This is a genomic window from Streptomyces sp. NPDC002088, assembly GCF_040296605.1.
Taxonomy (GTDB): domain Bacteria; phylum Actinomycetota; class Actinomycetes; order Streptomycetales; family Streptomycetaceae; genus Streptomyces.
Map to the genome: position 1 here is coordinate 244,277 of NZ_JBEOXO010000007.1, position 12,767 is coordinate 257,043.

A 12,767-nucleotide genomic window follows, 5' to 3' on the forward strand; every position below is an offset into this window, starting at 1 on the left:
CAGCGTCGGCACGGTCAGGCGCCAGGGGAAGTCGATGTCGACGGGGGAACCCCGTAGGTGTGCGGGTAGCGGCCCGGTCATCGACCCGCGGGACGGGGCTTGCCCATGGCCTCCGACGAGCGTCTGGAGACGTGGTACGGCCGCCACGCGGAATGTAAGGGCTGTCCCGCATGTCTCGGCAAGATGAAGCTGTCGTCCGGCGCGGTGCTCTGGGGGAGGATCAAGGGCAACCTGATCCATCGAGTGCTCAAGAGGCAACTGTGGTCGACGAAGCGCAGACGTTCGAACTCTTCCGGTTCGCAGATCCGGTCCAGAGCGTCGCCGTTGAGGTGAGGTGCGTTGCGCCTCTGACGATGGGTGACGAGCGATACTACGCCGCCGAGATCGTGCTTGAGAGCGGCTTCGTCAATGGTCGGGTCGGCTTGCAGGTGTCGCTCGGGGATCTGGACGACTGGGAGCGTTGTCTCGTCGGGCAAGCTCCCTGGCTGCGACCCAGGCTGGGTCAGTGGCTAGTGCTTCATCCGTCCAGCGCGTGACGTTCTCGGCTCTGCTCAAGTCCTCGAACACGGCAGTAACTCGTTGGAGCAGGCTCGCGATCTCCTCCGTCACGAGGCCGGCTTCGACCAGGTAATCGAGTGGCCCCACGGCACACTCGAAATCCAAAACGACGTCGTCGATGTCGAACCTGTGTGTGTCCAGCCAGGCGTTGATCAGCTCGTCTGGGTCTGCGGCCACCACTGCCAACGACCCGACCAGAAACCGGAACCAGGACTCCGCCTCGGGACTCTCCACACTTGGCATCATCGCAGGCAACCGGGGGAAGTTCGTGTGGTGCGAGTTGGGGGCGGCTTGAAGCCCTCACCGGGCCCGTGGTCCTTGCACACGGACGGGGCGGCGTACGCGACGGGATGTCGGTGTACGCCGCCCTGGGGTGGGGCGAGTTGCGGGAGGTGGCCCGCGTTGTCATGGCGGTTATTTCGGGTCGTGGTTGAACTTCGAGGTCGACCAGCGGTAGCCGAGGACCGCGAGGCCCAGGCACCAAACAACGGCGATCCATCCGTTGTTGCCGATCTCGGTGCCGAGGAGCAGGCCGCGCAGGGTTTCGATGGCGGGTGTGAACGGCTGGTATTCGGCGATCGGCTGGAACCAGCCCGGCATCGCGTCGACCGGGACGAAGGCGCTGGAGATGAGCGGCAGGAAGATCAGCGGCATGGCGTTGTTGCTGGCGGCCTCGGCGTTCGGGCTGACCAGGCCCATTCCGACCGCGATCCAGGTGAGCGCCAGGGCGAACAGCGTGAGCAGTCCGAAGGCCGCGAGCCATTCCAGGACGGTGGCGTCGGTGGAGCGGAAGCCGATGGCCACGCCGACGGCGCCGACGAGGACCACGCTGATGATGGCCTGCAGGACGCTGCCGATGACGTGTCCGATGAGCACCGACCCGCGGTGGATGGCCATGGTGCGGAAGCGGGCGATGATGCCCTCGGTCATGTCGTTGGAGACGGAGACCGCGGTGCCGATCGTGGTACTGCCGATGGTCATCAGCAGCAGGCCCGGGACGAGATAGGCGATGTAGGCGGAGCGGTCCGCCCCGCCGCCGATGCCCGCGCTCATGGTGTCGCCGAAGATGTAGACGAAGAGCAGCAGCAGCATGATCGGGGTGAGCAGCAGGTTCAGGGTGAGGGATGGGTAGCGCCGGGCGTGCAGGAGGTTGCGGCGCAGCATCGTGGACGAGTCGCGTACGGCGAGGGAGAGCCGGGACGGGCGGGCGGGAAGCTGCACAGTGCTCATCGGGCGGTCTCCTTGGGCTGGTGGGGGACGGCGGCGCCGCCGGTCAGGGCGAAGAAGACGTCGTCGAGGTCGGGGGTGTGCACGGTCAGCTCGTCGGCCTCGATGCCGGCCGAGTCCAGCCGGTCGAGGAGGGTGCGCAGCTCGCGCTGGCTGCCGCCGCTGGGGATCTGTAGGGCGAGGGATTCGTCGTCGCAGGTGACCTCGCGCAGCGCGGAGGCGGCCGACTGGTAGGCGGCCGGGTCGGTGAAGCGGATGCGGACGTGCCCGCCGGGGATGAGCCGCTTCAGCTCGTCGGCGCTCCCTTCCGCGGCGATCTTGCCGTCGTTGAGCACGGCGATGCGGTCGGCGAGTTCGTCGGCCTCCTCCAGGTATTGGGTGGTGAGGAAGACGGTGACGCCGTCGGAGACGAGTTCGCGGATGATCTGCCACATGTTGTGGCGGCTGCGCGGGTCGAGGCCGGTGGTCGGTTCGTCGAGGAAGATGATCCGCGGGTTGCCGACCAGGGTCATGGCGAGGTCGAGGCGGCGCTTCATACCTCCGGAGTAGGTGGAGGCAGGCTTCTTCGCGGCCTCGGTGAGGTCGAAGCGCTCCAGCAGTTCGGCGGCGGTGTGGCGGCCCTCGCTGCGGGAGAGGTGGTGCAGGTCCGCCATGAGGAGCATGTTCTCCTCGCCGGTGATCAGGCCGTCGACGGCGGAGAACTGGCCGGTGACGCCGATCGCGGCGCGCACCGCCTGGGGGTCGGCGGCCAGGTCGTGCCCGCCGACGTGGATCTCGCCGGCGTCCGCGGTGATGAGGGTGGAGAGGATCTTCACGGCGGTGGTCTTGCCGGCGCCGTTCGGGCCGAGCAGCGCGAAGATCGTTCCTTCGGCGACGGCCAGGTCGACGCCGTCGAGCACGACCTTGTCGCCGTAGGACTTGCGCAGCTCGTTCGCCGCGATGGCCCAGTTGGTCATGAAAGGTGCTCCCTTTTTAAGGCTGCGGGCAGTTTCAGAGGCTGCGGGCGGTGATGTCGCCGTAGGCGGTGGTGGCCTGGATGGTCAGGCCGGCGGCGGCGCCGTCGGTGTTCTTGAGCGTGTTGCGGATCCGGCCGTAGCTGGTGTCGGCGTCCAGGGAGGCGGAGACTCCGGCGGCGGCGCCGACCGACACATCGCCCATCTGGGTGCGCAGCACGACCGTGCCGCGCACGGCCTCGGCGATCTGGATGTCGCCCTTTTGGGTGCTGATCTGTGCGGGGCCGCTGAGGCGGCCGACCGAGACGTCACCGGCAACAACGGTGAGGCGGACGCTCGCGGCCTCGTCGAGCTTGGTCGCGCCGTACGCGCCCTCGAAGGTGATGTCGCCGAACCGTCCGACGGCCCGGAACTCGGCGGCGGCCGCCTTCCCCTCGACGCGGGAGCCGGTGGGCAGTTGGACGGTCACCTCAATGGATCCGGAAGCGCCGAGGAGCTGGTTCTTCGCCGGAACGTCGATCCGCAGGACGCCGTCGCCGTATTCGACCGTGGTCTGCTCCGCCGCCTGCACGTCGCGGCTCTTCGAGGGGTCCGCGGGCAGGACCTCGACCGTGGTGTCGGCCCGGTCGGCGGCGATGAGCCGGATGCGTCCCGCGGGGATGTCGAGGATGGCGGTGACCGGGGCGGGGGTGTCGAACTTCTGCATGGTGCTTCTCCTTCTTCTGCGGCGAGCACTCCGTCGGCCCGCCGTTTCTGATGATGGAAAAGCTACGTTGCATTCACAGTTCCAGCAACGCACTTGTTGCGAGCAATCACCATTCATGCAGGTGAAGTTGGCAATTTCGTTGCAACGGTTCTGAATCTAACGCAACGTTCACTCATGCTCTTCGTTGCAATGAAATGGAGGTGAACGCTATTAGGGGAGACATCAAGGGCCACGAAGGGGGCCGCGATGCCGGGAGGCGGGCTCACCCGGCAGGAACGCCGGGAGATCGCGTTGGGACTGGCCGACGGTCTCGCGTACGCGGAGATCGCCCGACGCCTCGGCCGAGGGCGAGGGCGCGGGCGCGGCGAGTGGAGTTCGGGGGAGTGGCAGCCGGGGACCCGGTCGAGACGACGGTTCCCGGATCCGCGCCCGGTCAGGGCTGACGTGCGCTCTGCGGGACCGTGTCCCGCACCTGCCATGACGGCGGCCGGACTTCAGGGCTCCGCCCCATTGGCAGACCTGTTGCACCGTCAATCCCGGTGACGCCTGGTCAGCAACCCCGAAAGTGGCACAAATCTGCCCATCAACGCCCGTCGCGCCCTGCCGCCGTCAGCCGCGTCTGCGCTGCCGTGCCCGGTAGAGCTTCCAGGTCACCAGGAGGAGGGGGAGTTCCAGGACCCATACGCCGATGACCGCGTCCCACTCCGGGTTGGCCGCGCCGGACTCGTCTGCTGTGATCACCGCGCACAGGAGGCCCCAGACCGCTGCGAGCAGGCCGATGGTCCACAGGGCCAGGGTCCAGGCCCAGGTGGAGCGGGTGCTGCCCCCGGCGTCGGTGGAGGTCTGCCGTTTGCGGGGCTGGGGGATCTGTTCCGGGTCCCGGGCGGGCATGTGGACCACCGCTGCCGGCGGTACCGCCGCGTCCACTGTCGCGATGCGTTCCGGTGTCACGCCTCGGTACAGGGTCGGCTCGATGGAGACGCAGAAGCCGTCCCGGCCGGTGAGGCTGCGGGCGCCGTCGGGGCGGGTGGTCATGGCCGCGCAGGAGTCGTAGCGGACGGTGACCGGGCCGCGGGGAGTCGTCAGGCTTACGCCCTCCGTGCCGATGGTCAGGGTGACTCGATCGTCCTCCAGGGACTGGTGGCGGGTGCCGGTGAAGGCCGACTGCGAGTACTGCGGGGCGAGGGTGAAGCCCGCCCAGTCCGCGCCTCGGCCGGGGACTTGGAGGAGGCCGTCGGACCACGCCTCCCGGGCTACGTCGCGCAGGTCGGCGATCGTGACGGCGTTCAGCTCGGCCCGGTGCTGCTCGGGGGAGAGGATGCGGTGGCCGAGGAGGAGGCTGAGGGCGTACGACGGGAGGGAGGCGGCGCCGAGGTCGGGGGTGTCGTACATCTTGAGGATCTTGGTGCGTGCCGAGTCCAGTTCGGACTGTTCTATGCGGCCCGCGCGCAGGCGCGCCAGGGTGTCGATGAATCCGCCGACCACCGCGTCCTGTTTCTTCGGCAGCGCGTCGGCGTAGGCGGTGAGGGTGGCGTGGTCGGCGTCGCGCGGGGTGTAGTCGGCCTCCGCCGAGTACGAGTAGCCGCCCTCCTGGCGCAGGTCCTGGAAGAGGGCGCGGCCCAGGACGTCCGCGAAGACCGCCGCCGCGGTGGAGCGGGGCAGGACCGCGTTGAACACGACGTGGCCGTCGTCGCCGTGGATGTACGCGGGGGTGGCGGGCAGCGCGCTGGTCGCGGTGGGGGTCGGGTAGCGGGTGCCGGCAGGGAGGGTCAGGTCCAGGCCGGGCGGGACCTGGTCGCTGGTCAGCCACAGGACCGCGTTGTCGCGGGTGAAGCGGGTTTCGGCCCAGTGGCGTACCTGGTCGGCCGTCAGGCTCCAGGTGCCCAGCTCGTTGTAGCTGGTCAGGCCGTAGCTCTGGGCACCGTAACGCCACAGCGGCAGTTGGGAGCCGGGGCCGCCGTTGCGGCCCGCCGCCTCCGTGCGCAGGATCTCCCTCTCCGTCTCCAGCCGGGCGAGCGGCAGGTCGCGCAGGGCCGCGCAGACGCTGTTGAGGTAGGCGACCACCTCGTCCTCGTTGCCGGTGACGTGGAAGAGGGTGTACGTGTTCGCCGTCGCGCCGTTGTAGTGCAGGTCGGACAGGCCCAGGCGGTGCAGGGCGAGGTGCTCGACGAGGTGGGTGATCCCGGCGGTGGCCAGGGTCTCGTCGGCGCGGCCCACCCGGAAGAAGAGGCCGGCGGTGATCTCGCCGGGCCGCGGGGCGTAGAGGGTGGGGATGCCCTGGGTGGTGGTGTGGGAGATCAGGCCGTCGAGCGCTGCGAGCGCGGACTGGTCGTTGTTCAGGTCCGTGGTCATGTGTCGTCTTCCCCTCAGACCGTCGCCAGCGCGTTCTTGCGGAACTTCGTGAACTGGCCCCGCCAGTCGGGCAGGTACTGCCACGGGAACTCCGAGGCCCGGTTGCCCAGCGCGGCGAAGTGCAGGGCCGCGTCCTCGAAGTGGCCGCCGATCGAGAAGGCCATCGCGAACGCGCTGTGCGCGCCGATCGCGTTCCAGTCGGGCCGGTGGTCGCGGTGCAGGACCGACACCTGGGCGGCGAACCGCAGGTCGTCGCGGACCGGCAGGCCCCGCATGTACGCCGCGTCCTCGCCGCTGTCCAGGTCCAGCCAGTGCTCGATGTGGGCGAGCGCGACCAGGGCGCCCGCGGCCGAGCCGTCGGGTGCGGCGCTCGCGCACTCCCGGGCGAAGCCGTGCGCGTCGTCCCAGGAGCCGCTCCACTTGGGGCACAGCTGCTGGAGCAGCTGCATCTGCGCGCGGTAGTGGTGGGGGTGGTGGGCGGACAGCCGGTCGTAGCGGCGGCGGGCCTCGGCCTGCCCCAGCTCCAGGCCGCGCGCGGTGAGCAGCCGGGCCGTCCAGGCGGGGGCGTACGCGGGCTGCTCGGCGCACACCTCGATCAGCAGCTGCTCGGCCTTGCGCAGCCAGGCGTGGAACTGGTCGAACTGATCCCGCGAGACGTTCTTCGCGCGGGCTCCGCTGCGGATGTCCCAGCCGATGTGGACGTACCGCTCGGCCAGCAGTGTGCGCGGCAGCGGGTCGCCGGGCAGCTCGGCGGCCGCCCGCTCCAGGAAGCCCTCGGCACCGGCGATGTCGGCGAGGAGGCCCGAGGCGTAGGAGACCTTCTCGACGGAGTCGAGGCCCGTGAAGAAGGCCCTTACGGCGGTCCAGTCGCCGGCCTGTGCCGCGGTGCGCAGCGGGGCGAGTTCGGGCAGGTAGTCGAACGGATCGGAGACCAGGCCCGAAGTGCCCCCGTATGTCCCGTCCCTGCCGTTGCTGGTACTGCTCATGCCTCCGCCCCCCTGGCGTCGCCTTCCACGGCGCGCCGACTGGCCCCCAGGGCACGCTGCTGTGGGTGGTGTGAGTAATGCGATTGGTATGACTGAAATGATGAAGTCGCCGCAGGCTAGCAGCCCGCTGTGACAGCCGCGCTGACGAAAGAGTCCCCGGCCGTAGGGTGCTCGGCATGAGCATCATCGGGGTCGGTATCGACGTGGCCGAGATCGACCGGTTCGCGGCATCGCTGCAGCGCACGCCCGGACTGGTCCAACGGCTTTTCCTGGAGAGCGAGTTGCTGCTGCCCAGCGGGGAGCGCAGGGGCGTCGCCTCGCTCGCGGTGCGGTTCGCGGCGAAGGAGGCGGTGGCCAAGGCGCTGGGCGCACCGGCCGGCCTGCACTGGACGGACGCCGAGGTCTACGTCGAGGACAGCGGACAGCCACGGCTACGGGTCACGGGGACGGTGGCGGCCCGGGCGGCGGAGCTCGGGGTGAAGTCCTGGCATGTGTCGCTCAGCCATGACGCCGGGGTGGCGTCGGCTGTGGTGGTGGCGGAGGGGTAGGACCTGCGTGGCGCGTGTGGGGAGGGTTGGACCGTGGACCTGCGTGATGCGCCTGGGGAGGGTCAGAACCTGCGTGGTGCGTGTGGCGTAGGGAAGACTCGGTTCCATGCGTACTGCGTACAGCGTGGAGACGGTAAGGGCTGCCGAGCGTGAGCTGATGGCGCGGCTTCCGGAGGGTGCGCTCATGCAGCGTGCCGCCGCCGGACTCGCCGCCGCCTGCGCGGACTTGCTCGGGCGGGTCTACGGCAGCCGGGTCGTGCTGCTGGTCGGCAGCGGCGACAACGGCGGTGACGCCCTGTACGCCGGGGCCCGGCTGGCCCGGCGCGGCGCGGGCGTCACGGCGGTGCTGCTCGCGCCCGACCGCACGCATCCGGGTGGGCTCGTGGCGCTGCGCCGGGCGGGGGGTGTGACGGTTGCCCCCGGAGCGGCCGAGGAGCCGATCCTGCGGGCTGACCTCGTCCTCGACGGCATCGTCGGGATCGGGGGCCGGGGCGGTCTGCGTCCGGACGCGGCTGCGCTGGTGTCGCTCGTCGAGGAGTCCCGGGCCGCCGTCGTCGCCGTCGACCTGCCGAGCGGCGTGGAGGCAGGGACCGGGGAGGTGCGGGGCCCGGCCGTACGGGCCGACCTGACCGTCACCTTCGGGACGCACAAGCCGGGGCTGCTGATCGACCCGGCGCGGGAGTACGCCGGGTCGGTGCGGCTCGTGGACATCGGGCTCGGGCCTGAACTGCCGGATGAGGCGGAGCTGGAGGCGTTGCAGCACGCGGACGTGCGCGCGTTGCTGCCCGTGCCCGGCGCCGAAAGCGACAAGTACCGGCGCGGTGTCGTCGGCATCGCCGCCGGGTCGGCGCGCTATCCGGGGGCCGCCGTGCTGGCCGTGGCGGGGGCGCTGCGGGGCGGCGCCGGGGCCGTGCGGTACGTCGGGCCCGCCGGGGACTCCGTCATCGCCCGCTTTCCCGAGACCCTCGTGTCGGACCGGGGGCCCAAGCACGCGGGGCGCGTGCAGGCGTGGGTCGTCGGGCCGGGGGCGGGGGACGACGCGGCCACCGTGGCGGAGGTGCTGGCGGCGGACGTGCCGGTGCTGATCGACGCGGACGGGTTGCGACTGGCGGACGCCGGGGCGGTGCGGGCGCGTACCGCGCCGACGTTGATGACGCCGCATGCCGGAGAGGCCGCGGCGTTGCTCGGGGTGGCGCGCGAGGAGGTCGAGGGGGCGCGGCTGGAGTCGGTGCGGGAGTTGGCGGGGCGGTATGGGGCGGCTGTGCTGTTGAAGGGGTCGACGACGTTGGTCGCCGGGCCCGGGGGCGGGGCCGTGCGGGTGAATCCGACGGGGACGTCCTGGCTGGCTACGGCCGGGAGCGGTGATGTGCTGTCGGGGCTGGGTGGGTCGTTGTTGGCTGCCGGGCTGAGTGCGGTGGACGCGGGCAGTGTGGCGGCGTATCTGCACGGGCTGGCGGGGAGGTTCGCGTCGGACGGGGCGCCGGTGGGGGCGCATGACGTGGCCGCGGCGATTCCGGGGGCCTGGCGGGATGTGCGGGAGTGAGTCCCCCAGCGGCATGACTGCCCGCAGCTGAGTGGGTTCCTCATAAGGGTGACGCCTCCGCGCGCCACCCCTGCCCTGTCTTCTCATCGCGCTTCGCTGATTGCATGATCAGCGTACGAATCCGAAGAATCCGAAGTGGCCGAGGAATCCGAAGTATCGCCGTCTTCCTCGCCGCCGTGACCGTCCTCCTTCTCGGTGCCGCCGCCCCTGCCGCGCCCGCCGCGCGCGTGAAGTGCAGCAAGCGGGCCGGGCCGTATCAGCGGCAGGTCGAACGGTGGCTGAAGCTGAAGGCGGACGGGAAGCAGTCGGCGGCCGACTGCCGGGCCGTCCGGGCGTTCCAGCAGAAGGAGAAGATCAAGCCTGCCGTCGGGTTCGCCGGGCCCGTCACCTGGGCGCGGATGATGCTGAAGTCCGCGAAGAAGAACCCCAACGCGGCCAAGAAGTGTCCGGTGCGGACGTACCGCGTGGCCTGTGTGGACCTCGATCGGCAGCTGACCTGGGTACAGAAGGGCGAGAAGGTGGTCTTCGGGCCCGTGCCGATGCGCAGCGGGCGGGCCGGGCACCGGACGCGGACCGGGTGGCACACCATCTACTGGCGGCACAAGAACCACTGGTCGACGATCTACCACACCTCCATGCCGTACGCCCAGTTCTTCAGCGGCGGGCAGGCCTTCCACGCCGTGTACGGCAGCATCCACACGACCGTCGGTTCCTGGGGCTGCGTGAATCTGACGCTGGGCGACGCGCGCAAGCTGTGGGGCGTGTTGAAGAAGAACGACCACGTGTACGTGTGGGGGCGCAGGCCGGGGTCGTAGCCCGGGGTGGTAGCCCGGGACCCGGCCCGGTGCCGCGGGGGCTGTCACACCCCTCTGAGACACTGGGGGCGCCATGAATGAGACAGCATCTTCGCCGACCGCGCCTTCGCCGACCGCACCCCTGCGTGCCCGCGCCGAGATCGACCTCGCGGCCCTGCGGGCCAATGTGCGGAGCCTGCGCGCCCTCGCGCCGGGCGCGGCCCTCATGGCCGTCGTGAAGTCCGACGCGTACGGCCACGGAGCGGTCCCGTGTGCCCGCGCGGCCGTCGAGGCGGGCGCGACCTGGCTCGGTACGGCCACGCCCGAGGAGGCCCTGGCGCTGCGTGCCGCCGGCCTGCCGGGGCGGATCATGTGCTGGCTGTGGACGCCTGGCGGGCCCTGGCGGGCGGCGATCGAGGCCGACCTCGACGTGTCCGTCAGCGGGATGTGGGCGCTGCGGGAGGTCACGGAGGCGGCCCGGGCGGCCGGCTCACCCGCACGCGTGCAGCTCAAGGCCGACACCGGGCTCGGGCGCAACGGCTGCCAGCCCGGTGACGACTGGGCCGAGCTGGTCGGCGCGGCCCTGGCCGCCGAGACCGAGGGGACGGTGCGGATCACCGGGCTCTGGTCGCACTTCGCCTGCGCCGATGAACCCGGGCACCCCTCCATCGCCGCCCAGTTGACTCTCTTCCGGGAGATGGTGGCGTACGCGGAGGCACAGGGCGTCCGCCCCGAGGTGCGGCACATCGCCAACTCGCCCGCCACGCTCACCCTCCCCGAGACCCACTTCGACCTCGTCCGGACCGGGATCGCCCTCTACGGCATCTCGCCCAGCCCCGAGATCGGCACTCCCGCCGACTTCGGGCTGCGCCCCGTGATGACGTTGTCGGCGTCCGTCGCGCTGGTGAAGCGGGTCCCGGCCGGCCACGGCGTGAGCTACGGCCATCACTACGTCACCCCCGGCGAGACCACCCTCGGCCTGATCCCCGTCGGCTACGCGGACGGCATCCCGCGGCACGCCTCCGGCAGCGGCCCGGTCCTGGTCGACGGCAAGTGGCGTACGGTCGCGGGGCGGATCGCGATGGACCAGTTCGTCGTCGACCTCGGCGGGGACGATCCCGGGACCGGCTCCCGTGCCGTGCTCTTCGGCCCCGGCGACCACGGCGAGCCCACCGCCGAGGACTGGGCGCAGGCCGCGGGCACGATCGCGTACGAAATCGTCACGCGCATCGGAACGCGTGTTCCTCGCGTCTACCTGAATGAGGAACCGGCGACCAGTACCACGGCTACTACGGCCACCGCGGCCACTGCGGCTGGTACGGCTGATACGGCAAAGAGGAGCGGTACGTGAGCGAGAGCAGTGCGGAGGTCGTCGGGAGCGCCACGGCGGCCGTCGCCTCCGCCGCGGCGGCGGCCGGCGGCTGGCGCAGGACGACGGGCCTCGCCGGCGCCGCGATAGGCGTGCTCGCGGCGGGCGCGGCCGCCGGTGTCGCCATCGAGCGGATGACGGTCGGCCGTGGGATGCGCAGGCGGGCCCGGCTCGCGCTGGACTCGACGGGGCCGTACGGCACGCTGCGCGGCACGCCCGGCAAGGCGTACGCCGACGACGGCACCGAGCTGTACTACGAGGTCGACGACGTCGAGCCCGAAGGCGGCCCGGCACCCCGCCGGCGCCGGCTCTTCGGCCGCAAGGCACCCCTCCCCGTCACCGTCGTCTTCAGCCACGGCTACTGCCTCAACCAGGACTCCTGGCACTTTCAGCGGGCGGCGCTGCGGGGCGTCGTACGGACCGTGCACTGGGACCAGCGCAGCCACGGCCGGTCCGGGCACGGGGCGGCGCAGGTCCAGGACGGTGTGCCGGTCACCATCGACCAGCTCGGGCAGGATCTGAAGGCCGTCATCGACGCCGCCGCGCCCGACGGGCCGATCGTGCTGGTCGGCCACTCCATGGGCGGGATGACGATGATGGCGCTGGCGGCCCAGTTCCCGGAGCTGATCCGTGACCGGGTCGTCGCCACCGCCCTCGTCGGTACGTCGTCCGGGCGGCTCGGCGAGGTCAACTTCGGGCTGCCCGTCGCCGGCGTCAACGCGGTGCGGCGAGTACTTCCCGGTGTGCTGAAGGCGCTGGGACAGCAGGCCGAACTGGTGGAGAAGGGGCGCAGGGCGACGGCGGAGCTCTTCGCCGGGATCATCAAGCGGTACTCGTTCGCGTCCCGGGACGTCGATCCGGCGGTCGAGCGATTCGCCGAGCGGATGATCGAGGGCACGCCGATCGACGTGGTCGCCGAGTTCTACCCGGCGTTCACCGACCACGACAAGACCGAGGCGCTCGGCCTGTTCAAGGAGATGCCGGTGCTCGTGCTGGCCGGGGTGCAGGACCTCGTCACCCCCAGCGAGCACAGCGAGGCCATCGCCGACCTGCTGCCCGAGGCCGAACTCGTCCTCGTACCGGATGCCGGGCACCTGGTGATGCTGGAGCACCCGGAGGTGGTCACCGACCGCCTCGCCGACCTGCTCACCCGCGCGGGTGCCGTGCCCGCAGGGGCTACCGTGGGTGGCTATGGAAGCACCAGCAGCACCGCACAGCCCGGCTGACCTCGAACTGACCATCACCTCGCCCGACCAGATGCGGGAACTGGGCCGCCGTCTGGCCAAGCTGCTGCGCGCGGGCGACCTGGTGATGCTCAGCGGGGAACTCGGCGCGGGCAAGACCACGCTCACCCGCGGGCTCGGCGAGGGCCTCGGTGTGCGTGGCGCCGTCACGTCCCCGACCTTCGTGATCGCTCGCGTGCATCCCGCGCTCGGCGACGGGCCGCCGCTCGTGCACGTCGACGCCTACCGGCTGGGTGGCGGTCTGGACGAGATGGAGGACCTCGATCTCGACGTCTCGCTGCCCGAGTCGGTGATCGTCGTGGAGTGGGGCGAGGGCAAGGTCGAGGAGCTCACGGACGAGCGGCTTCAGGTTCAGATCCACCGGGCCGTGGGCGACACGACCGACGAGGTGCGGCATGTGACGGTGACCGGGCTGGGGGCGCGGTGGGCGACGGCCGATCTGAGCGTGCTCGCGGCCTGAGACCGGCCTGAGACGGCCGTAGCGGCC

At 71.1% G+C, this 12,767-nt stretch carries 12 protein-coding genes and 1 pseudogene; 8 read left to right on the top strand and 5 right to left on the bottom strand.

Translation table 11 applies throughout. The annotated features are described in order from the left end of the window. Positions 1 to 260 precede the first annotated feature (260 nt). A complete protein-coding gene (locus ABT114_RS17690) occupies positions 261 to 536 on the top strand; it encodes a DUF5959 family protein (protein ID WP_351143428.1) in 276 nt (91 codons plus the stop codon). A 436-nt stretch (positions 537 to 972) separates the two neighbouring features. On the opposite strand, the gene ABT114_RS17695 is transcribed toward ABT114_RS17690, so the two are convergent. The 3 genes from ABT114_RS17695 to ABT114_RS17705 are packed head-to-tail and all read right to left on the bottom strand — an operon-like array spanning position 973 to position 3,444. Continuing rightward, entirely contained in the window at positions 973 to 1,788 is an 816-nt protein-coding gene (locus tag ABT114_RS17695; RefSeq protein WP_351143430.1) for an ABC transporter permease, read from the bottom strand. Further along, a complete protein-coding gene (locus tag ABT114_RS17700) occupies positions 1,785 to 2,741 on the bottom strand; it encodes an ATP-binding cassette domain-containing protein (protein WP_351143432.1) in 957 nt (318 codons plus the stop codon). Before ABT114_RS17700 ends, ABT114_RS17695 begins: the two co-directional genes overlap by 4 nt. Positions 2,742 to 2,775: 34 nt before the next feature. Continuing rightward, positions 2,776 to 3,444 (bottom strand): DUF4097 family beta strand repeat-containing protein, encoded by a 669-nt coding sequence (locus ABT114_RS17705; RefSeq protein ID WP_351143434.1) that lies wholly within the window; start codon positions 3,442 to 3,444, stop codon positions 2,776 to 2,778. 246 nt (positions 3,445 to 3,690) lie between these two features. On the opposite strand from ABT114_RS17705, the pseudogene ABT114_RS17710 reads away from it, so the two are divergent. Beyond that, positions 3,691 to 3,789 (top strand): annotated as a pseudogene (locus tag ABT114_RS17710) (helix-turn-helix domain-containing protein); the annotation flags it as partial. 264 nt (positions 3,790 to 4,053) lie between these two features. On the opposite strand, the gene ABT114_RS17715 reads toward ABT114_RS17710, so the two are convergent. Together ABT114_RS17715 and ABT114_RS17720 are read right to left on the bottom strand one after the other, a co-directional pair. Further along, complete coding sequence (locus tag ABT114_RS17715) at positions 4,054 to 5,796, bottom strand: M16 family metallopeptidase (RefSeq protein ID WP_351143436.1); 1,743 nt, start codon at positions 5,794 to 5,796, stop codon at positions 4,054 to 4,056. Between the two features lie 14 nt (positions 5,797 to 5,810). Further along, positions 5,811 to 6,782: a hypothetical protein gene (locus ABT114_RS17720; protein ID WP_351143438.1), complete on the bottom strand. Its 972-nt coding sequence runs from the start codon at positions 6,780 to 6,782 to the stop codon at positions 5,811 to 5,813. Positions 6,783 to 6,958: 176 nt separating this feature from the next. Here ABT114_RS17720 and ABT114_RS17725 point away from each other — a divergent pair, with 176 nt between their 5' ends. The 6 genes from ABT114_RS17725 to tsaE all read left to right on the top strand — a co-directional run bounded on the left by ABT114_RS17725 (position 6,959) and on the right by tsaE (position 12,740). After that, the gene (locus tag ABT114_RS17725) at positions 6,959 to 7,330 is read left to right on the top strand and encodes a holo-ACP synthase (protein WP_351143440.1); all 372 of its coding nucleotides are present in this window, start codon (positions 6,959 to 6,961) and stop codon (positions 7,328 to 7,330) included. Between the two features lie 106 nt (positions 7,331 to 7,436). After that, positions 7,437 to 8,873 (top strand): NAD(P)H-hydrate dehydratase, encoded by a 1,437-nt coding sequence (locus ABT114_RS17730; protein WP_351143442.1) that lies wholly within the window; start codon positions 7,437 to 7,439, stop codon positions 8,871 to 8,873. A 104-nt stretch (positions 8,874 to 8,977) separates the two neighbouring features. After that, the gene (locus tag ABT114_RS17735; RefSeq protein ID WP_351143444.1) at positions 8,978 to 9,688 is read left to right on the top strand and encodes a L,D-transpeptidase family protein; all 711 of its coding nucleotides are present in this window, start codon (positions 8,978 to 8,980) and stop codon (positions 9,686 to 9,688) included. 73 nt (positions 9,689 to 9,761) lie between these two features. Continuing rightward, complete coding sequence (gene alr / locus ABT114_RS17740) at positions 9,762 to 11,018, top strand: alanine racemase (RefSeq protein ID WP_351143446.1); 1,257 nt, start codon at positions 9,762 to 9,764, stop codon at positions 11,016 to 11,018. Further along, the gene (locus ABT114_RS17745) at positions 11,015 to 12,262 is read left to right on the top strand and encodes an alpha/beta fold hydrolase (RefSeq protein WP_351143448.1); all 1,248 of its coding nucleotides are present in this window, start codon (positions 11,015 to 11,017) and stop codon (positions 12,260 to 12,262) included. The genes alr and ABT114_RS17745 overlap by 4 nt, the downstream gene beginning before the upstream one ends. After that, on the top strand, positions 12,228 to 12,740 hold the full coding sequence (gene tsaE / locus ABT114_RS17750; RefSeq protein ID WP_351143450.1) for a tRNA (adenosine(37)-N6)-threonylcarbamoyltransferase complex ATPase subunit type 1 TsaE: 513 nt from the start codon (positions 12,228 to 12,230) through the stop codon (positions 12,738 to 12,740). The genes ABT114_RS17745 and tsaE overlap by 35 nt, the downstream gene beginning before the upstream one ends. Positions 12,741 to 12,767: the final 27 nt, after the last annotated feature.